The sequence below is a fragment of the Fusobacterium necrogenes genome, assembly GCF_900450765.1.
GTDB lineage: Bacteria > Fusobacteriota > Fusobacteriia > Fusobacteriales > Fusobacteriaceae > Fusobacterium_A > Fusobacterium_A necrogenes.
Genome location: NZ_UGGU01000003.1, coordinates 1,820,088 through 1,839,870 on the forward strand (window position 1 = coordinate 1,820,088; position 19,783 = coordinate 1,839,870).

At 25.0% G+C, this 19,783-nt stretch carries 18 protein-coding genes and 1 pseudogene; all 19 read left to right on the forward strand.

What is annotated here, in order from left to right:
• Positions 1–10 precede the first annotated feature (10 nt).
• The 19 genes and pseudogenes from DYA59_RS08680 (at position 11) to DYA59_RS08770 (ending at position 19,291) form a co-directional block, all read left to right on the forward strand.
• Entirely contained in the window at positions 11–841 is an 831-nt protein-coding gene (locus DYA59_RS08680; RefSeq protein WP_115271222.1) for a formyltransferase family protein, read from the forward strand.
• Between the two features lie 2 nt (positions 842–843).
• Positions 844–1,428, forward strand: coding sequence for a sugar transferase (locus DYA59_RS08685; protein ID WP_115271224.1), 585 nt, complete (start codon positions 844–846; stop codon positions 1,426–1,428).
• Between the two features lie 19 nt (positions 1,429–1,447).
• Positions 1,448–2,236 carry an NAD-dependent epimerase/dehydratase family protein gene (locus DYA59_RS08690; protein WP_245943728.1) on the forward strand — a complete coding sequence of 263 codons (789 nt, stop codon included), beginning with the start codon at positions 1,448–1,450 and terminating at the stop codon, positions 2,234–2,236.
• A 15-nt stretch (positions 2,237–2,251) separates the two neighbouring features.
• Complete coding sequence (locus DYA59_RS08695) at positions 2,252–3,067, forward strand: glycosyltransferase family 2 protein (RefSeq protein WP_115271228.1); 816 nt, start codon at positions 2,252–2,254, stop codon at positions 3,065–3,067.
• A gap of 246 nt (positions 3,068–3,313) precedes the next feature.
• Positions 3,314–4,027 (forward strand): glycosyltransferase family 2 protein, encoded by a 714-nt coding sequence (locus DYA59_RS08700; RefSeq protein WP_115271231.1) that lies wholly within the window; start codon positions 3,314–3,316, stop codon positions 4,025–4,027.
• Positions 4,024–4,896: a glucose-1-phosphate thymidylyltransferase RfbA gene (rfbA, locus tag DYA59_RS08705; RefSeq protein ID WP_115271233.1), complete on the forward strand. Its 873-nt coding sequence runs from the start codon at positions 4,024–4,026 to the stop codon at positions 4,894–4,896. Before DYA59_RS08700 ends, rfbA begins: the two co-directional genes overlap by 4 nt.
• Positions 4,886–5,734: a glycosyltransferase family 2 protein gene (locus DYA59_RS08710; protein WP_115271235.1), complete on the forward strand. Its 849-nt coding sequence runs from the start codon at positions 4,886–4,888 to the stop codon at positions 5,732–5,734. Before rfbA ends, DYA59_RS08710 begins: the two co-directional genes overlap by 11 nt.
• On the forward strand, positions 5,735–7,153 hold the full coding sequence (rfbD, locus tag DYA59_RS08715; RefSeq protein ID WP_115271237.1) for a dTDP-4-dehydrorhamnose reductase: 1,419 nt from the start codon (positions 5,735–5,737) through the stop codon (positions 7,151–7,153). It begins immediately after the preceding gene.
• Between the two features lie 13 nt (positions 7,154–7,166).
• Positions 7,167–8,285 (forward strand): O-antigen polymerase, encoded by a 1,119-nt coding sequence (locus tag DYA59_RS08720; protein WP_115271239.1) that lies wholly within the window; start codon positions 7,167–7,169, stop codon positions 8,283–8,285.
• 75 nt (positions 8,286–8,360) lie between these two features.
• Positions 8,361–9,297 (forward strand): annotated as a pseudogene (locus DYA59_RS09695) (dTDP-glucose 4,6-dehydratase).
• A 65-nt stretch (positions 9,298–9,362) separates the two neighbouring features.
• Positions 9,363–10,484, forward strand: coding sequence for a glycosyltransferase family 4 protein (locus tag DYA59_RS08730; RefSeq protein ID WP_115271240.1), 1,122 nt, complete (start codon positions 9,363–9,365; stop codon positions 10,482–10,484).
• 32 nt (positions 10,485–10,516) lie between these two features.
• Complete coding sequence (gene rfbH, locus DYA59_RS08735; protein ID WP_115271242.1) at positions 10,517–11,857, forward strand: lipopolysaccharide biosynthesis protein RfbH; 1,341 nt, start codon at positions 10,517–10,519, stop codon at positions 11,855–11,857.
• A 9-nt stretch (positions 11,858–11,866) separates the two neighbouring features.
• On the forward strand, positions 11,867–12,643 hold the full coding sequence (gene rfbF / locus DYA59_RS08740; protein ID WP_115271244.1) for a glucose-1-phosphate cytidylyltransferase: 777 nt from the start codon (positions 11,867–11,869) through the stop codon (positions 12,641–12,643).
• A 1-nt stretch (position 12,644) separates the two neighbouring features.
• Positions 12,645–13,721: a CDP-glucose 4,6-dehydratase gene (rfbG, locus tag DYA59_RS08745; protein ID WP_115271246.1), complete on the forward strand. Its 1,077-nt coding sequence runs from the start codon at positions 12,645–12,647 to the stop codon at positions 13,719–13,721.
• A gap of 2 nt (positions 13,722–13,723) precedes the next feature.
• Positions 13,724–14,662, forward strand: coding sequence for an NAD-dependent epimerase/dehydratase family protein (locus DYA59_RS08750; RefSeq protein WP_115271248.1), 939 nt, complete (start codon positions 13,724–13,726; stop codon positions 14,660–14,662).
• 70 nt (positions 14,663–14,732) lie between these two features.
• Positions 14,733–15,626, forward strand: coding sequence for an NAD-dependent epimerase/dehydratase family protein (locus tag DYA59_RS08755; protein ID WP_115271250.1), 894 nt, complete (start codon positions 14,733–14,735; stop codon positions 15,624–15,626).
• A 1-nt stretch (position 15,627) separates the two neighbouring features.
• Complete coding sequence (locus DYA59_RS08760; RefSeq protein ID WP_115271253.1) at positions 15,628–16,908, forward strand: protoporphyrinogen/coproporphyrinogen oxidase; 1,281 nt, start codon at positions 15,628–15,630, stop codon at positions 16,906–16,908.
• Positions 16,908–18,305 carry an O-unit flippase-like protein gene (gene wzx / locus DYA59_RS08765; protein ID WP_115271255.1) on the forward strand — a complete coding sequence of 466 codons (1,398 nt, stop codon included), beginning with the start codon at positions 16,908–16,910 and terminating at the stop codon, positions 18,303–18,305. Before DYA59_RS08760 ends, wzx begins: the two co-directional genes overlap by 1 nt.
• On the forward strand, positions 18,302–19,291 hold the full coding sequence (locus DYA59_RS08770) for a glycosyltransferase family 2 protein (RefSeq protein WP_115271257.1): 990 nt from the start codon (positions 18,302–18,304) through the stop codon (positions 19,289–19,291). Before wzx ends, DYA59_RS08770 begins: the two co-directional genes overlap by 4 nt.
• Positions 19,292–19,783: the final 492 nt, after the last annotated feature.

A 19,783-nucleotide genomic window follows, 5' to 3' on the forward strand; every position in this document is an offset into this window, starting at 1 on the left:
AAAATATAATATGAAATTTGGATTTATAACATGTGTACAATTAGGAAAGAGTTGTATTGAAAAAATTCTTGAAATGGGAGGAAGGTTAGATTTATTAGTAACTTTAAAAGATGAAAAAGCTAAAGATAAATCAGGAAGAATATATTTAGATGATATAGCTACTAAAAATAATATTCCATTACTAAAAATAAATAATGTAAATGATATAGAAGTAATAGAAATTTTGAAAAAATATGAAATTGATTGGTTATTTATAATAGGATGGTCTCAAATAGCTAAGATAGACTTATTAAATACACCTAAAAAAGGGTGTATTGGAATGCATCCAACATTATTACCAGAAGGAAGAGGGAGAGCAAGTATTCCTTGGGCAATCTTAAAGAAATTAGATAAAACTGGTGTTACAATGTTTAAATTAAATCAGGGGGTAGATACTGGAGAAATCTTAGGTCAAGTAGAGATACCCTTAACAGAAGAGATAACTGCAACAGAATTATATAGAGAAGTTAATAAATCACACATAAAATTGATAGAGAAATATTGGGAAGATATTATAAATGATAGATTAGAATTAAAAGAGCAACAAGAAGAAGATGCAACTTATTGGGAAGGTCGTAAACCAGAAGATGGGGAAATAAAAAATAAAATGACAGTAGAAGAAGCAGAAACATTAGTGAGGGCAGTTACTCATCCTTATCCAGGAGCTTTTTATAAAAAAGATAATCAAAAAATTATTATTTGGAAGGCAAAGAAAGTAGAAAAGTATGAAGAAAATTCAATAGAATTATTAAATGGATATTTGTTACCAATAGAATATACAGTAGAAACTATAGGAGAGTAAAGATGCAAAAATTATTAAAGAGAATATTTGATATGGTAGTTTCATTTTTAATACTTATAATATTATTTCCTATAGGTTTTTTAATAGCTTTATTAATAAAGTTAGATTCAAAAGGACCAGTATTTTTCTTTCAAAATAGACCTGGATTAAAGGGGAAAATTTTTAAAATATATAAATTCAGAACAATGAATCTCGGATCAGAAGTCATGATAAAAGGAAAAGAAGTCATGAAAGATGATGTAAGAGTTACTAGAATTGGTAAATTTTTAAGAAGGACAAAAATAGATGAAATACCTCAAATAATAAATGTTTTAAAAGGAGATATGAGTCTAATAGGACCAAGACCAGAGAGAATAGATTCATTAAAAGATTATGATGAAGAGATCTCAAAAAGGTTAAATGTACTTCCTGGAATGACAGGATTAGCACAGGTTTGTGGAAATATTTATCTACCATTAAGTGAACGTTATAAATTAGATGTCTATTATGTAGAGAATTTTAGTTTATTATTAGATTTAAAAATAATGGTTAGAACAGTAGGAGTAGTTTTATTAGGAGAAGAAAAATTTAAAAATAAGAGAATATAACTGTATGGAGATAATCAAAATGAAAACAATATTAATAACAGGAGCTTCTGGATTTATAGGAAGTAATTTTATGGAAAGATATAAAGATAAATATAATATTATTCCTATGGATTTATTAAAAGTAAAACCAGAAGAAATAGATTTTACTAGAGTAGATACAGTATTACATCTAGCTGCTTTAGTTCATCAAATGAAAGGAGCTCCTAGAGAGAAGTATTTTGAAGTAAATACAGAGCTTACTAGAAGAGTAGCAGTAGAAGCTAAAAAGCAAGGGGTAAAACATTTTGTATTTTATAGTACAGTGGCAGTATATGGAACTCATGGGGAAATTTATAAAGAAGTTATATTAGATAAAAATTCAAAAATTAACCCTAAAACACCTTATGCAGAGAGTAAGTGGCAAGCAGAAGAAATTTTAAGAAAATTAGAGGGGGATAATTTTAAAATTTCAATTTTAAGACCACCAATGGTATATGGAAAAAATTGTCCAGGAAATATGAGAAGATTAGAAAAGTTAGTAGATATACTACCAATACTACCATTTAATTATATTGAGAATAAAAGGACATTAGTTGAAATAAATAAGCTATTAAAAATAACGAATGAAGTAATAGAGAAAGAAGTATTAGGAATAACAATTCCAAAAGATGATAGAGATGTTTCTATAAAAGAGATAGTGGAAAAGATAATAAAAGAAAAAAATAAGAAAAGAATCTTAATAAAGTTTCCAAGTTTTATTTTTAAGTTGTTAGTTAAGATAAAACCTGAAATAATGAAAAGTTTATATGGAGATATGAGATTTGAATAATTTATGGGAGTGAAGATGAAAATAACAGGATCTATTGTAACTTATAATAATAATATTGAAGAGTTGAGAAAGGCTATATCAAGTTTTTTAAATACAAATTTGGATATAAAACTTTATATTAGTGATAATTCTGAAATAGATACAATTAAAGAAATATGTAGAGATCAAAGAATAGAATATATTTTTAATAACTCAAATAAAGGATTTGGATATGGACATAATATAGCGATAAAAAAAGCAGAAAAAGAGAATTCAAAATATCATTTTGTAATAAATCCAGATATTTATTATGAGGAAGGGCAACTTGAAAAAATGGTTGATTTTTTAGAAAAAAATGAAAATGTGGCTTTAATGATGCCTAAAATTTTACATTTAAATGGAGAAATTCAATATGCTTGTAAATTGCTTCCTACTCCATTTAACTTATTTTCTAGAGCTTTTTTACCAAGTTGGAAATGGGTAAAGAAAATAAATGATAATTATGAAATGAGATTCACAAATTATGATAAAACTATAGAAGTTCCATATATTTCAGGATGTTTTATGGGGTTTAGAACAAGTGTTTTTAAAGAAATTGGTTATTTTGATGACAATATTTTTATGTATTTGGAAGAAACAGATATTTCAAGAAGAATTTCAATAAAGGGCTATAAAACTGTTATGTATCCTGAAACACAGATTTTTCATAAATGGGAAAGGGGAACATATAAAAGTAAAAAATTAAGAAATATTACAATTCAATCCTCAATATATTATTTTAATAAATATGGATGGTTTTTTGATAGATATAGGAGAGAAATAAATAAAAGAATAAAGAATCGATATCAATAGTGAATAGATTATAATAAAAAACAATATTTAGTAAGAAGAGATGAATCAAAGTTATATCAGTTCTTATTTCGTTGAAAATTTATCAAAATTAATCGTTATAAATTAAATAAATACAAAAATTATTTAGAAGTATCATAAAAGTTAGTTATGATAATTTATAAAAAATATTTAATATTTATTAAGTAAGGTTTTTATATAAAAAATAATCAAATATAAAAGATTATTAAAATAATGGATGGATAAAAAATGAAAAGAAAGAAAATTTCTGTATGTATGGCAACATATAATGGAGAAGACTATATAAAAAAACAAATAGAGAGTATTTTAAATCAAACACTTCAAGTAGACGAAATTATTATATCAGATGATAATTCAAATGATTTAACTTTAAATATTATAAAAAAGTTTAATAATCCTAAAATAAAAATTATTAAAAATTTAAAAAAAGGTGTCATTAATAATTTTGAAAATAGTTTGAAGGAAAGTACTGGAGATTATATATTTTTAGTTGATCAAGATGATATTTGGGAATTGGATAAAGTTGATAAGATAATTAAAAGTTTAAGAAAATATGATTTAGTAGTACATAATGCTAAAATTATTAATTCAAATGATGATGTAATTTTAAAAGAAACTTTTTTTGATATTAGAAATTCTAAAAAAGGGATATTAAAAAATTTATATAAAAATAGGTATATAGGATGTTGTATGGCATTTAATAGAAAGATTCTAGAAAAGGTATTGCCATTTCCTAAGGATATTCCAATGCATGATAGTTGGATAGGACTAATAGCTGAGCTATACGGAAATGTTTATTTTGAAACTGAAACTTTAATATATTATAGAAGACATGAAAATAATGTAACTGAACTAAATAATAGTAAAAATAAAAAATTAAAACAATTACAAATAAGATGGCGATTGTTAAAAAATTTGTTTATAAAGGTGATAAAAAAATGAAGGGAATAATATTAGCAGGAGGAAGTGGAACAAGACTTTACCCAATAACAAAAGCGATATCGAAACAAATAAATCCAATATATGATAAACCAATGATCTATTACCCCCTTTCTATTCTTATGTTAGCAGGAATAAAAGAGATATTAGTGATCTCTACTCCTAGAGATTTACCTTCGTTTAAAGATTTACTAGGAAATGGAGAAGATTTTGGAGTAAGACTAGAATATAGTGTCCAAGAAAAGCCAAATGGATTAGCAGAAGCATTTATTATAGGAGAAAACTTTATAGGAAGTGATTCATGTGCTTTAGTATTAGGAGATAATATTTTTTATGGACATGGACTTACAGGAATTTTAAGGGAAGCAAGAGAGAAAAAGGAAGGAGCTACTATATTTGGCTATTATGTGACTAATCCAGAAGATTTTGGAGTGGTAGAGTTTGATAAAGATGGGAAGGTAATATCTTTGGAAGAAAAACCACAAAATCCAAAATCAAATTATGCAGTACCAGGACTATATTTTTATGATAATACAGTAGTAGAGAAAGCTAAGAGAGTAAAATTTTCAAAAAGAGGAGAGTTGGAGATAACTTCAATCAATGAGATGTATCTACAAGAAGAAAAACTTCATGTAGTAAACTTCGGTAGAGGAATGGCATGGTTAGATACAGGGACACATGATGCTCTACTTGAAGCAGCAAATTTTGTAAAAACAATTCAGAGTAGACAAGGAGTAATGGTAGCTTGTCTTGAAGAGATAGCATACAGAAATGGATGGATAAGTAAAGAAAAAGTATTAGAATTAGCTAAGCCGTTAATGAAATCTAAATATGGAGAGTATCTGATAGGAATGGTAAAAAATGAAAAATAGAAAAATTTATGGAGTTGTAGTTTTATATAATCCAAATATCAGTGAAACAATAAATAATATTAATTCTTATGTGAGTGAATTGGATAAATTATACATAATAGATAACTCCGAAAAAGAAAACTATACACGGTTAGAAAATTATATAACAATTAATAAAAATATCGAATATACTTGGCTAGGAGAAAATAAAGGGATAGCTAAAGCATTGAATGTTGGAAAAAATAAAGCTATCAACGAAGAAGCGGATTATTTCCTTACAATAGATCAAGACAGTAGTTTTAAAAATAATTTTAGAGAAATGATAAATTGGTTAATTAATAATGAGCTTTTACTGGAAAAAGTTGCTATAATTTCTCCTATTCATAATCTAAAAGAGAAAAATATAAAAACGAAAAATAAATTAGAAGAAAAAGAGATTGTGATGACATCTGGAAATATTCTTAATTTGAATTTAATAAAAAATATAGGAGATTTTAACGAAGATTTTTTCATTGATGAAGTTGATCATGAATTTTGTTATAGGATAAGAGAAAAAGGATATAAAATATTATGTTTAAATGATATTGAACTAAATCATAAATTGGGAAATTTAAAAAATTATAAGTTCTTTTCAGTGACTAATCATAATTATATTAGAAGATATTACATAACTAGAAATAGATTATATATGATAAAAAGATTTCCTGAGTTAAAAAAGAAGTATATAATAAAAAATTTTAGTGATTTTTTTAAAATAATACTTTTTGAAAAAAATAAAATAAAAAAAATTAAATATTTTTTTAAAGGGATTGATGATTTCTATAAAAATAAAAAAGGTAAATTAGTAGAAGGTGTTTAAATGAGTAAGTTTAGAAGAATAGAAACAGGGATAGAAGGACTATGTGTAATAGAACCTACTGTATTTGGAGATAATAGAGGATTTTTTTTAGAAACATATAATAAGAAAGAATTTGAAGAGTTAGAAATAACAGCAGAATTTGTACAAGATAATCATTCTAAATCTAGAAAAGGAGTATTGAGAGGATTACATTTTCAAACTAAACATTCTCAAGGAAAATTAGTAAGAGTAGTAAAAGGCTCAGTATATGATGTAGCAGTAGATATTAGAAAAAGAAGTAAAACATATGGACAGTGGTATGGAATAGAACTAAGTGCAGAAAATAAAAAGATGTTCTATATACCAGATGGATTTGCTCATGGATTTTTAACTTTAGAAGATGATACAGAGTTTCAATATAAATGTACAGATATATATGCGCCACAATATGATAGTGGAATAATGTACAATGATAAAGAGTTAAATATAGATTGGAAATTAAAAGAATATGGGATAACAGAGTTAATTTTATCAGAAAAAGATAAAAAACATCAAACCTTTAGAGAATATACAGAAAATTACCAAGGCGATTATGTATTGCTTACTGGTGCTAATGGCCAATTAGGACAAGATTTTCAAAAGTTATTTGATAAATTAGGAGTTAGATATATAGCTACTGATTATCAAGATCTTGATATAACAGACAAAGAAAAAATAAAAATGTATATGAATAGTAATAATTTTACAGTAGTTATTAATTGCGCTGCATATAATGATGTAGATAAGGCAGAAGATGAAGTTGAAAAGTGTTATTCTTTAAATACTTATGCACCTAAAAATTTAGCAGAGATTTGTAAAGAAAAAGATATTATTTTTGTAACCTATTCGACAGATTTTGTATTTGATGGAGAAAAAGAGATACCATATGTAGAGGAAGATACTCCTAATCCTTTATCAATATATTCTAAATCTAAGTTAGAAGGCGAGAAATACTCTTTAGAATATGAGAAGGCTTTTTTAATTAGGACCTCTTGGGTATTTGGAATGGGAAACAATAATTTTTGTAAACAAGTAATAAGTTGGTCAAAAGATAAAGATACATTAAAGATAGTAGATGATCAAGTATCTAGCCCAACATATTCAAGGGATTTAGCAGAATTTTCTTGGACTTTAATACAAACAGATAAGTATGGATTATATCATTTTTCAAATGCAGGAGAAGCTTCTAAGTACGAACAAGCAGAATATATATTAAATAAGATAGGCTGGAGAGGAAAATTAGAAAGAGCAAAAACAAATGATTTTCCATTAAAGGCAAAAAGAGCCAAATATTCAAAATTAGATAGTAGTAAGATAGAGAGATTAGTAAATAAGAAAATACCTCATTGGAAAGAGGGGATTGATAGATTTTTAGAAGAGTATAAAAATAGAAAATCATAGAAAGGAAAATTAAATGCGAAAAATATTAATAAATCCATTTTATTTATATTCAATATCTTGGACTATAACTTTGGTATTTTATAAAATTAATATAATAAAAGTTTTTCCTAAACTTTCATTAGAGTTAGAAATATTTTTAATTTTATCAATATTATTTTCTATTTTTTTAGGAAAAACATTGAGAATAAAAAGGATAAAATTTACTAAAAATTTTGAGGATAAAATATTATTTATTATTATTATTATTGGCTGGGTTTTAACTTTTTTATATGAAAGAAAAATCCCTTTAATTGAGGCAATGAGAAAAACAGGATATATATATATAGATTTTAAAGGAATTCCAACAATAAGTCCACTTATATATACTTTAACAACTTATCATAGTATAAAAAATTATATTCAATATTTAATTTTTAAAGAAAAAAAATATTTGTTATATTTTACCATAGAAATATGTTTTTATTTATTAGGATATCGAAGAGGACCTATATTAATAATTTTTATTGCAAATTTTTTATCTTATGTATATATACGTGGAATAAAAAACTTATTATTGAAAGGAATAATAATAAGTTTTATAGTAGCATATTTATTTGGTATTTTAGGAAATATTAGACATGGGTTTTCACCATTAGATACAAGAATGTTAAAAGCGATAGTTTTTCTCAATACTGAGGAAAGTTTTTTTGATCCATTGTTGTGGGTATATACCTATATAACTTCACCACTATCTAATTTACAACATACTTTAGAAATTAATAACATAACTTTTAATATTTTTGAATATATTAGAAGAAATTTTTTTCTAGATTTTATTCAAAAGCGTTTTCAAGGATATACCAATATAAAACTTTTAATACCTGTATTAACTGTTCAAACTGGATATAATAGTTCAATAATAAATCTTGGAATGCTAGGTGCTTGGATAACTTACATAACATATATGAGTTTTGGATATTTATATTTAAAGTTAATGAAGAATACAGAATATTATTTTATTATTTTATTACTTTTAGGAATAACAAATATATTTTTTATTTTCGATAATATGTATGTTAATAGTGCTATTGGAGTCACAATAATATATCCACTAGTATTTTACATTTTAAAAAAAATAATAAAAAATAATTAAGAGAAGGAACAAATGTATTTATTATTATATGAAATTACGAAGAAGAGAGAAAATTAAAATAAAACATATTTAGTAATAGGAACAGCAGGATTTATAGGGGTAAACTTTGTAAAATAATAGTTTTAGATAAGCGTACTTATGCTGGAAATAAGGATAGTTTAAAAGATGAGATAGCAGAAGGAAAGATAGAGTTTGTAAAGGGAAATATGGAAATAGAGAGTTAGTAGAAAATATTTTCTCAATACATAATATAGATTATCTATAAATTTTGCAGCTGAATGACATGTAGATAGAAGTATTCTAGAAACAGAAACAAATATACTAGGAACATCAAATCTATTAGAAGTATTAAAGATAGTTGGATAATAGGAAAAGATGAAAATGGATATCCTAGCTATAAAAAGGAAAAAATATATTCAAATTTCAATTGATGGAGTATATGTTTCATTAAGTAGAGATTATATAGAAGCTGAGGAATTACACTTAGATAAGAGTATAAAAAGGGGAATAAAAGGAAGAGATAGTTTAAAAACTTGTAGAGATAAATTTTTCACAGAGAAAACTCCACTATACCCAAGAAGATCACTATACTTATCATCAAAGGCATCAGGAGATATTATAGTAAAGCCTATGTAGAAACATATAAGCTCCCTATCAATACCAGAGAAACTAATACCATTAATAATAAAAATATATTGGAAGGAAAATCTCTACCAGTGTATGGAGATGGAAGTAATGTAAGAGATTGGCTATATGTAAGAGACCATAACAAAGCAGTTGATATGGTAATCAATAGTGGAAAACTGGGAGAAGTTTATAATATTGGTGGATTTAATGAGGAGGAAAATATCAATATAGTGAAACTAACAATAGACATGATAGTAAGAATTGTATACAGATAGACTTGGATATAATACAAGATATACAATAAATTCAATAAGGATAGCAACAGGAATTAGATTGGTATCCAGAAGCATCATTTGACAATGGAATAGAAAAAACAATTAGATAATATTTAAATAATTAAGAATGAATAGAATATTTAAAATAATTTTATAGAAAGGAAGAAATTATAAATTGAAAAAAAGAAAAAATATTTTAATGGTTTCTCATTCAAGTGGTGGTGGTGGAGCAGAAGTTGTATTTGAGAAAACATTGGACTATTTAAAAGAAGATGGACATAAAATAACAGTTATTCTGCCTAATAAAAAGGGATATTTATATGAAAAATTAAAATATCAAGAAGGAATAAAATTATTTATTTTAAATTTAAAAAATATAAGTGTAGGGCCTCTATATAAAAATTTAATAAAAATTATATATGATTTTATTCTTATAATAATTTTTAGGAGAAAATTGATTATTAATGAAAATATAGATATAATTTATTCATCAACAATCGTAAATATTTTTCCAATTATATTAGGAGTAATTACTAAAAAAAGAATAGTGTGGCATATTCATGAAAGGTATAATGATTATTCGAAAATTTATAATCCAAAGTTGGATAAAATAATGAAATATTTATTTAGAAAAAGTGAAGTAATATTTTTATCAAATAAATTGAAATATTCTTGGAAAAAAAGATTAAAAATAAAAGAAAAAACAAAAGATCATATTATATACAATTTTATAAAAGAAAGTATTGAGCAGAAGAATAGCGATAGATCAGTAGTAACCTTAGGATTTGCTGGAACTTTTTGTGAAAGAAAAAACCCTTATTTATTTGTAGAGCTCATTGAAAAATTAAATAAAAAGTATAAAGTTGAAGCAATAATGTGTGGCTCAAAGATAAAAGAAGAAATAAAAAAATATATAACTGAAAAAAAATTAGAAATGTCTAATTTAAAGTTATATGATTATATAGATATAAATGAATTTTTTAATAAAATTGATATATTTATTTTACCTTCTTATAATGAAGCATGGCCGTTAGTAGCAATAGAAGCAATGAAGGCAGAGGTGATTCCTATTATAACTAAAGAAAGTGATTTAGATGAAATATTTCAAGAGGAAAAAAATATTTTTTATTTTGATCCTAATAATTTAGAAAATTTAGAAAGTAAAATTGAAAAGGTTTTATATTTGAAGGAATCAGAAAAAAAAAATTTGTTCAAGAGAAACTTAAAAATAATTGAAAAGTACTCTTTTAGTAAAAATTATAAAATAAAAATAAAGAATTTATTCAATTATATGTAGAAATCTAGATGAAAGGAGTAGTTTAGTAGAGAATGTCTAAATTGAAAAGCTTAAAACAAGATATATTAGAAAAAGTAAAAGAATATCATAATGTAAAATATGGAGATAAAAAAGAATTTAAAGGTGGAGAAACATATATTAATTATGGTGGAAGATTTTTTGATGAGAAAGAAATGGTTAATTTGGTGGATTCATCTTTAGACTTCTGGTTAACATCAGGACCATGGGTACAAAAATTTGAAAAACAAATGGCAGAGTATTTAGGAGTAAAATATTGTTCTTTGACTAACTCTGGTTCATCAGCTAATCTATTAGCTTTTATGACTTTAACTGCACAAGAGTTAGGAGAAAGAAGAATAAAAAGAGGAGATGAAGTAATAACTGTAGCAGCTGGATTTCCTACCACAGTAACTCCAATTATTCAATATGGAGCGATTCCAGTATTTGTAGATGTTACAGTACCAGCTTACAATATAGATGTAGAAATGCTAGAAGAAGCTGTAAGTCCTAAAACAAAAGCTGTAATGATTGCTCATACATTAGGAAATCCATTTAATTTAGAAGTAGTAAAAGAATTTTGTGCAAAATATAATCTTTGGTTAGTAGAAGATAACTGTGATGCTTTAGGAACAGAGTACTATATAAATGGAGAGTGGAAAAAATCTGGAACGATAGGAGATATAGGAACATCAAGTTTTTATCCACCGCATCATATGACTATGGGAGAAGGAGGAGCTGTATATACAAATAATCCCTTACTACATAGATTGATAAAGTCATTTAGAGACTGGGGTAGAGATTGTTGGTGTGAAAGTGGAGTAGATGATACTTGTCATCAAAGATTTACAAAACAGTATGGTCAATTACCATTAGGATATGATCATAAGTATGTTTATTCTCATTTTGGATATAATTTAAAAGTTACTGATATGCAAGCAGCTATAGGAGTGGCACAATTAGAAAAATTACCAATAATAGTAGAAGCTAGAAGAAAGAATTGGGAATATCTATATAATGGACTAAAAGATTTACAAGATAAAATAATTTTACCAGAACCGGAAAAAAATTCAAAGCCTAGTTGGTTTGGATTTTTAATTTCTGTAAAAGAAGATTCTGGAAAATCAAGAATAGAATTAGCTAAATGGTTAGAGAGTCATAAGATACAAACAAGAAATTTATTTGCAGGAAATTTATTAAAACATCCAGCTTTTGATGAAATGAGAGAAACAGGAAAAGGATATAGAGTAGTAGGAGATTTAAAGGTAACTGATTTCATAATGAATAATACTTTATGGATAGGAGTATATCCAGGGATGACTCAAGAGATGTTAGATTTTATGATTAAAAAGATAAGAGAATATATTCTAGGATAGGAGGTTACTATGAAAGCTGTAATCTTAGCTGGTGGACTTGGAACAAGACTGAGTGAAGCTACACATCTAATACCTAAACCAATGGTGGAGATAGGTGGAAAGCCAATACTATGGCATATAATGAAAACTTACTCGCACTATGGAATAAAAGAATTTATTATTTGTTGTGGATATAAAGGATATGTAATAAAAGAGTGGTTTGCTAACTATTTTTTACATACAAGTGATGTAACATTTGATTTGAAAAATAATGATATGATGGTACATGATTGTCATGCAGAGGATTGGAAGGTAACACTTGTAGATACTGGATTTGAAACAATGACTGGTGGAAGAATAAAGAGAATACAAAAATATGTAGGAAATGAGACTTTTTTACTTACTTATGGAGATGGAGTAACAGATTTAAATATAGCTGATACTATAAAATATCATCAAGAAACAGGAAAAATATTAACAGTAACTGCATATAAGCCACAAGGGAAATTTGGAGCTTTAAATCTTGATGAAGTAGGAAATGTAAAGTCATTTACAGAGAAACCAGCTGGGGATGGAAGCTGGATAAATGCTGGGTATTTTGTATGTGAGCCTAAAGTATTTGATTATATTACTGAAGGAGATTCTACAGTATTTGAAAAAGCTCCACTTGAAAATATAGCAAAAGATGGTGGAATGAACTCATTTAAACATGAAGGATTTTGGAAACCAATGGATATATTAAGAGATAATAAAGAGTTAAATGAAATGTGGGATAGTGGAAAAGCCCCATGGAAAGTGTGGGAATAATATGAAAAACTTTAATAACATATATGAAGGAAAAAAGGTATTAGTAACAGGGCATACTGGTTTTAAAGGTTCTTGGTTATCGATATGGTTAAGAGAATTAGGAGCAGAAGTAATAGGATATTCATTAAACCCATATACTGAAAAAGATAATTTTAATTTGAGTAAATTATCAGAAAAAATAATAGATATAAGAGGAGATATTAGAGATAGAAAACATCTAAGAGAAGTCTTTGAAAAATATCAGCCAGAGATAGTATTTCATTTAGCAGCTCAACCTTTAGTAAGATTATCTTATGATATTCCAGTAGAAACATATGAAACTAATGTAATGGGAACAGTTAATATCTTAGAAGAGATTAGAAGTTCTAAAAGCGTAAAAGTAGGAATATTGATAACTACAGATAAGTGTTATGAGAATAAAGAACAAATATGGGGATATAGAGAAAATGAAGCTTTTGGTGGATATGATCCATACTCTTCTTCTAAAGGAGCTTGTGAGATAGCTATTCAATCTTGGATAAAATCATATTTTAATCCTAAAGATTATGATAAACATGGAAAAAGTATTGCAAGTGTAAGAGCGGGAAATGTTATAGGTGGAGGAGATTGGGCAAAAGATAGAATAGTTCCAGATTGTATAAGAGCATTGGAAGATGGAAAAGAAATAGAGATAAGAAGTCCTAAATCAATTAGACCTTGGGAACATGTACTTGAACCATTAAGTGGATATCTATTACTTGGGCAAAAGATGTTAGAGGAGCCTACTAAATATTGTGAAGGATGGAACTTTGGACCAACTTTAGATGCGATAGTAAATGTATGGGAGGTTGCAAGTAATATAGTTAAGTTTTATGGAAAAGGAAAATTAAAAGATATATCTAATCCTAATGATTTACATGAAGCAAGACTTTTACTTTTAGATATAACTAAAGCAAGATTTAAATTAGGATGGAAGCCAACTTTAACAATAGAACAGAGTATAGGGTTAACAGTAGATTGGTATAAGAGATATATTAATGAAGATGTATATGAGTTATGTAAAGAACATATAGAAAGATTTTCTACTATAGGAGAATAATTATGAATGTTTTAGTTACAGGAGCAACAGGATTTATAGGTTCAAATTTGTGCAGAAAACTTTTAGAAAAAAATTATAAAGTTCATATTTTAATAAGAGAAACTTCAAAATTTGAGTATTTAGAAGATATAAAGAATAAATTAAGTATTTATTGTTGGAATGAAGATATAAAAAAACTTGCTGAATATTTGATAGAAAATCAAATACAATGTATTTTTCATTTAGCTTCATACATTAAGACAGAACATATTCAAGAAGACATTAAAAAATTGATAGATAGTAATATATTATATGGAACAAATATTTTAGAAGCAATGAAATATAGTAATACAAAACTAATAATTAACACAGGAACTTATTGGCAACACTATAATTCTGAAGAATATAATCCAGTAGATTTATATGCGGCAACTAAGGAAGCTTTTGAAAAAATAATAAAATATTATGTAGAAGCTGAAGACATTAGATGTATTACTTTAAAATTATTTGATACTTATGGAGAAAATGATAAAAGGCCTAAATTAATAAATTTATTAAATAAATTTGCTGATAAGAAAAAAGTGTTAGACATGTCTTTAGGAGAACAAAAGTTGGATTTAGTTCATATAGATAAAGTGACAAACAGCTTTATAAAAGCTTTTGAATTATTAAATAATAGTATTACTTTAAAATATGATAGTTATGGAGTTTCGTCAGGAAAACAAATTTCTTTAAGGGAGATTGTAGAGAATTTTGAAAAAGAAAGCGGGAAAAAAATTTTAGTAAATTGGGGAGCAAGACCTTATAGAAAGAGAGAAGTAATGGAACCAATTAAAAATTTAAAGAATATCGTTGAGTTGACAGACAGACAGACAGACAGACAGACAGACAGACAGACAGACAGACAGACAGACAGACAGACAGACAGACAGACAGACAGACAGACAGACATAGGATTGTAGCACAATTTCCAAAAAAAATCAAATATATATTATTTATATTTGATTATCAAATAACAAATGAGTTGATAGCATGAAAATAATTATATTTGGTGGTTGTGGATTTATTGGGAAAAATTTATCTAAATATTTAAAAAATCTTTATGAGATTATTGTAGTTGATAAATATATTGATAAATTATTTTTAAAAGAAAATAAAATAAGATTTTATCAATATGACTTTGAAAATATAGATAAATTAAGAGAGATAATTGATTTGGAAAAACCAGAATATATTATAAATTTAATATCTTATGTAACTTCTATAAGAGAGTTAGGATTATTTCCTAAAATGTTAAATACTAATTTAGATATCCTATTAAAAATTTATGAGGTAACTAAAGAACTAGAAAATTTAGAGTTAGTTATGCAATTTGGCTCTGGAGAAGAGTATGGAAATATTCAAGCTCCTTTCAATGAAAAAATGAAAGAAGAGCCAGTTTCTCCATATGCAATAGCAAAATTAATAACAACTAATACTGCTTTAATGTTAAATAAAAATTATGACTATCCAATATGTATAATTAGACCTTCTAATTTATTTGGAAAATATCAGTCAAAAGATAAGTTTATTCCTTATGTATTAGAAAAATTAAAAAATAATCAAGAAATTTTAACAACTTTTGGAGAACAGAAAAGAGACTTTATTTGTATAGATGATTTTGTTTATATAATAAAGGAGTTATTAGAAAAAAATAGTTTGATAAAAGGTGAAGTTATAAATGTAGGAAGTGGAATTAGTATATCTTTAAAAGCGATAATTTTAAATTCAAAGGAAAAATTAAACTCTAAATCAGAAATAAGATTTGGAGCTATTCCATATAGAGAAAATGAGATGATGGATTTTTGTTTAGATATATCTAAATTAGAAAGTATTTTAAATAGAAAATTAAAATTAGAATGGTTGGAAAAAATAATTGAGGAATGATATGAAAAAAATGGTAATATTAGGAGCTGGAATATCTGGAATAGGAGCTGGATATCAACTAAATAAAGATAAAAATAATAAAGTTATTTTATATGAAAAGAATAGTAGTTGGGGAGGGTTATGTGATAACTTTATCATAGATGGATTTAGATTTGATAGATTTGTTCATTTGTCTTTTACAAATAATCAAGAAATAAAGGAATTATTTGAGAAGAGTTGTGAAAGTATTAGACATATTCCTAATCCCAAAAATTATTATAATGGAATATGGTTAAAACATCCAGCTCAAAATAATCTTTATCCATTATCTAATGAAGAGAAAAATCAAATACTATCTTCATTTAAAAAAAGAGAAAATAGGGATATTGATAAAATTAAAAATTATGAAGAATGGTTAAGAGTTCAATATGGAAATTATTTTGCTGAAAATTTCCCAATGAAATATACAAGAAAGTATTGGGGAGTTGAAGCAAAAGAATTGGAAACTAGATGGGTAGGAAATAGAATGTATAGACCTACTCTAGAAGAAATTGAACAAGGAATGGAAACGGAAGATACTCCAATAACTTATTATGCTAAAGAAATGAGGTACCCAACTACTGGAGGTTATAAAAGTTATTTAAATTATATAGTTAAAGATTTAGATATTAAATTAAATCATAAAGTAAGAGAAATAGATATAACTAATAAAGTAATTTATTTTACAAATAGTACTCAAGAAACTTATGATGAATTAATTTCAAGTATTCCATTATCTGAAATGAGTAGTTTAATAAAAAATATTCCAAAAAATATTAAAGAAAATATAAAAAAATTAAGATGGACTTCTGGATATATAATTTCACTAGGATTAAAAAATAAAAATATTTCTCCATATCTTTGGTTTTATATTTATGATGAAGATATACCTTTTGCAAGAGTATATTCTCCAAGTCATAAGTCAGCAGATAATTGTCCAGAGGGATGTTCATCTTTACAATTAGAAGTTTATTTTGAAAATAAAAAAGAATTTAAAACTTCCAAAGAAGAATTGCTAGAAAAGAGTATACAAAAGTTAGTAGAAATGAAAGTTATTAAAGAAGAAGATCTCATAGTCAAAGATATTAGATTTGAGAAATATGCTAATATAATATTTGATTTTAATATATATGAAGTAAGAATGAAAATAAGAAAATATTTAGAAAGTATAGGAATAAAAACAATAGGAAGATTTGGTGAGTGGGATTACTTTTGGAGTGATCAAAGTTTAATGAGTGGATTAGAAATAGGAAGGAGAGATTAGTGCAAATAGAAATAAAAAATAGAGATGTTCTTTGGGGATATTTAGCTCAATTTTTAAATATCGGAGTTGGAGTATTAATTCTTCCAGTAATATTAAGAAAATTACCTTCTCAAGAGTTAGGAATATGGTATATTTTTTTAGCTATTTCTAATTTAGTTTATTTATTAGATTTTGGATTTTTACCTACTATTCAAAGAAATATTTCATATGTTTTTAGTGGGGCACAGGAATTAAAAAAAGAAGGAATTAGTGAAGTAGGAAGAGAAGTTAATTATCAATTACTCAATGATCTAATAGCTATGAGTAAAAAATTATATAGAAAAGTTTCTATGATTACTTTAATAATATGTATGACTTTTGGAAATATATATATATATTCTTTAAGTAAAAATTTAGAGAATAGTAAAGAAATAATTATTTCATGGTTATGTTATATTTTATCAATAATTTTAAATTTTTATTATTATTATTTTAATGCTCTCCTTAGAGGAAGAGGATTAATAGGTGAAGCAAATAAAATAATGATAGTATCAAAAATTGGATTATTAATCATAACTATTTTTTTTCTTAATTTAAATTATGGACTACTTAGCTTAACCTTTGGAAATTTAGTATCTGTAGTAATAACAAGAATACTATCATATAGAGCATTTTATACAAATGAGTTAAAAGAAAAATTAAAAGATAAAAAAGTGATAGATAAAAATTTATTTGAAGTTATTCTATATAATTCTAAAAAAATAGGATTAGTTTCATTGGGAGCTTTTTTAATTTTAAGAGGGAATACTTTTATAGCATCTAAATATTTAAGTTTAGAAATAGTAGGAAAATATGGATTAACTTTACAAATATATGGGATATTAGGTGCATTATCTAGTATGGTTTTTCAAACTTTTATTCCAAAATTTTCTCAATATAGACTAGAAAACAATAATAAAAGTTTAAAAGAGTTATATTCTTTTGCTTATTTAATTAATATATTAATTTATATTTTTGGAGTTTTTTTTATTTCACTATTAGCTCCTAAAGTTTTGGAAATATTAGGAACTAAAACTAAATTGTTAGATATTAGAGAATTAATTTTCATAGGTATTTATTTATGTTTAGAAGTAATTCATTCAAATGCTGCAGGAGTAATTGCAACAAAAAATGTCATTCCTTATGTAAAACCTTCTATTTGTTCAGGAATTGGAATAATAGTATTATCAATTATACTGATAAAATATTTTAAATTAGGATTGTGGGGACTATTGCTATCTCAGTTTATAGTACAGCTTTCTTATAATAATTGGAAATGGCCATTAGAAGTAAATAAAGAATTAGGATTAAATAGTTTTACTATTTTTATACTAGGCATAAATAAACTAAATAAAGTATTAAAAGGAGAAAAAATATGATTCCAGATTATTTTGGATATGAGGATAATTTTAAAAAATATAAAGATATAAGGTCAAACTTGATAATCGAAGGGAAAGTAAAAAATCCTAAAATTACAATAGCTATTCCTACATATAAGAGAGTAGAATTATTAAAAGAAGCTTTAGTAAGCGCAATTAATCAGAAAGATTTTGATGACTATAATATAATAGTTGTAGATAATGATGATAATAATACTGATGAAGTAAAAAATATGATTTTAGATATAAATTCAGAAAAAGTTTCTTATTATAAAAATGAAAAAAATATAGGAATATTTGGAAATTGGAATAGATGTATAGAACTAGCTGATGGTGAGTATTTATCTATTTTAAATGATGATGACTGGTTAGAAGAGAATTTTTTATTTGAAATAACTAAATATATAGATGAAAAAAAAATAATTTATTCACAATACAAAATCCATGATAAAAGAATACTAAATAATAAAAAAATAAAAACGAGTATTTTAAGAGAAATTTATTATCAAATTAGAAAGATAAAAAAAATAAGAAATCTAAATATTATAGATTTTTTCTTTACTAATAGAAGTGCTGGGACTTTAGGAATGATTTTTGAGAGAAATACTATGCTTGAATTAGGAGGATATAATGAAGAATATTTTCCTTCAGCAGATTATTTTTTTCATGCTAAATATTGTTATTATTATGGTGCAAAAATTTTAAAGAAAGAATTAGGAAATTATAGGATACAACAAAATGAAAGTATGAATCCAAAGACAGCCATATTATTTCAAATTTGTAATAAAAATTTTAGAGATTTTTTAATAGTAAAGTTGCACTTGAAAAACTATTATGCTCAGTTAAATTTATGTTTAAATGAATATAATAAAAAAAGTATTAATGAGGTATGGAAAATAGATATTATCTATGATAAAAAAATATTTAATAAAAAATATATGTATTATTTCAAATTAAGAGAAATAGTAAAAAATATTTTTGGTTAATAAAAAAATATTTTAGATAATTTTGTCATATCAAAGTAAGAAATTTCGATAATTAAGCGATTATTTATAAAAAAATTAGCAAATAGGACAGAGTTATATATGAAATGGAGAAATGGAATACTAAATATAAAATTTAATCTAATAAAAAAGAAAAGTTTTTTAGTATTAGTGTTTTTTAAATATTATATTAGCATTACTAGCAACATGGAATTTAAGTTTGAGATTTAGTTTTAAAATAATAAAATAAGATTTTATTTTCTATATTTTAGAGATATAAAAAGTTTTGAAAGACATCAATTTGATCAAGAAACTTTAGCCTATGGAAGAATAGTAGCTAATGAATTAAAAATTTTTAACTTAAAACAATAAAACTTTTTTTAATTATAAAGAAAATATAGATTTTAAAGAAATGAGTTTAAAAGATAAAAGATTAAACTTATTATATTTTCTAAAAGAAAATAATTTAAATTCAGAAAGATTAAGAGTGATAAC

What these genes read in the sequence shown, in the direction of transcription:
- DYA59_RS08680 (WP_115271222.1), top strand. Translation starts at nt 11, where the DNA reads ATGAAATTTGGATTTATAACATGTGTACAATTAGGAAAGAGTTGTATT.
- DYA59_RS08685 (WP_115271224.1), top strand. Translation starts at nt 844, where the DNA reads ATGCAAAAATTATTAAAGAGAATATTTGATATGGTAGTTTCATTTTTA.
- DYA59_RS08690 (WP_245943728.1), top strand. Translation starts at nt 1,448, where the DNA reads ATGAAAACAATATTAATAACAGGAGCTTCTGGATTTATAGGAAGTAAT.
- DYA59_RS08695 (WP_115271228.1), top strand. Translation starts at nt 2,252, where the DNA reads ATGAAAATAACAGGATCTATTGTAACTTATAATAATAATATTGAAGAG.
- DYA59_RS08700 (WP_115271231.1), top strand. Translation starts at nt 3,314, where the DNA reads ATGAAAAGAAAGAAAATTTCTGTATGTATGGCAACATATAATGGAGAA.
- rfbA (WP_115271233.1), top strand. Translation starts at nt 4,024, where the DNA reads ATGAAGGGAATAATATTAGCAGGAGGAAGTGGAACAAGACTTTACCCA.
- DYA59_RS08710 (WP_115271235.1), top strand. Translation starts at nt 4,886, where the DNA reads ATGAAAAATAGAAAAATTTATGGAGTTGTAGTTTTATATAATCCAAAT.
- rfbD (WP_115271237.1), top strand. Translation starts at nt 5,735, where the DNA reads ATGAGTAAGTTTAGAAGAATAGAAACAGGGATAGAAGGACTATGTGTA.
- DYA59_RS08720 (WP_115271239.1), top strand. Translation starts at nt 7,167, where the DNA reads ATGCGAAAAATATTAATAAATCCATTTTATTTATATTCAATATCTTGG.
- rfbH (WP_115271242.1), top strand. Translation starts at nt 10,517, where the DNA reads ATGTCTAAATTGAAAAGCTTAAAACAAGATATATTAGAAAAAGTAAAA.
- rfbF (WP_115271244.1), top strand. Translation starts at nt 11,867, where the DNA reads ATGAAAGCTGTAATCTTAGCTGGTGGACTTGGAACAAGACTGAGTGAA.
- rfbG (WP_115271246.1), top strand. Translation starts at nt 12,645, where the DNA reads ATGAAAAACTTTAATAACATATATGAAGGAAAAAAGGTATTAGTAACA.
- DYA59_RS08750 (WP_115271248.1), top strand. Translation starts at nt 13,724, where the DNA reads ATGAATGTTTTAGTTACAGGAGCAACAGGATTTATAGGTTCAAATTTG.
- DYA59_RS08755 (WP_115271250.1), top strand. Translation starts at nt 14,733, where the DNA reads ATGAAAATAATTATATTTGGTGGTTGTGGATTTATTGGGAAAAATTTA.
- DYA59_RS08760 (WP_115271253.1), top strand. Translation starts at nt 15,628, where the DNA reads ATGAAAAAAATGGTAATATTAGGAGCTGGAATATCTGGAATAGGAGCT.
- DYA59_RS08770 (WP_115271257.1), top strand. Translation starts at nt 18,302, where the DNA reads ATGATTCCAGATTATTTTGGATATGAGGATAATTTTAAAAAATATAAA.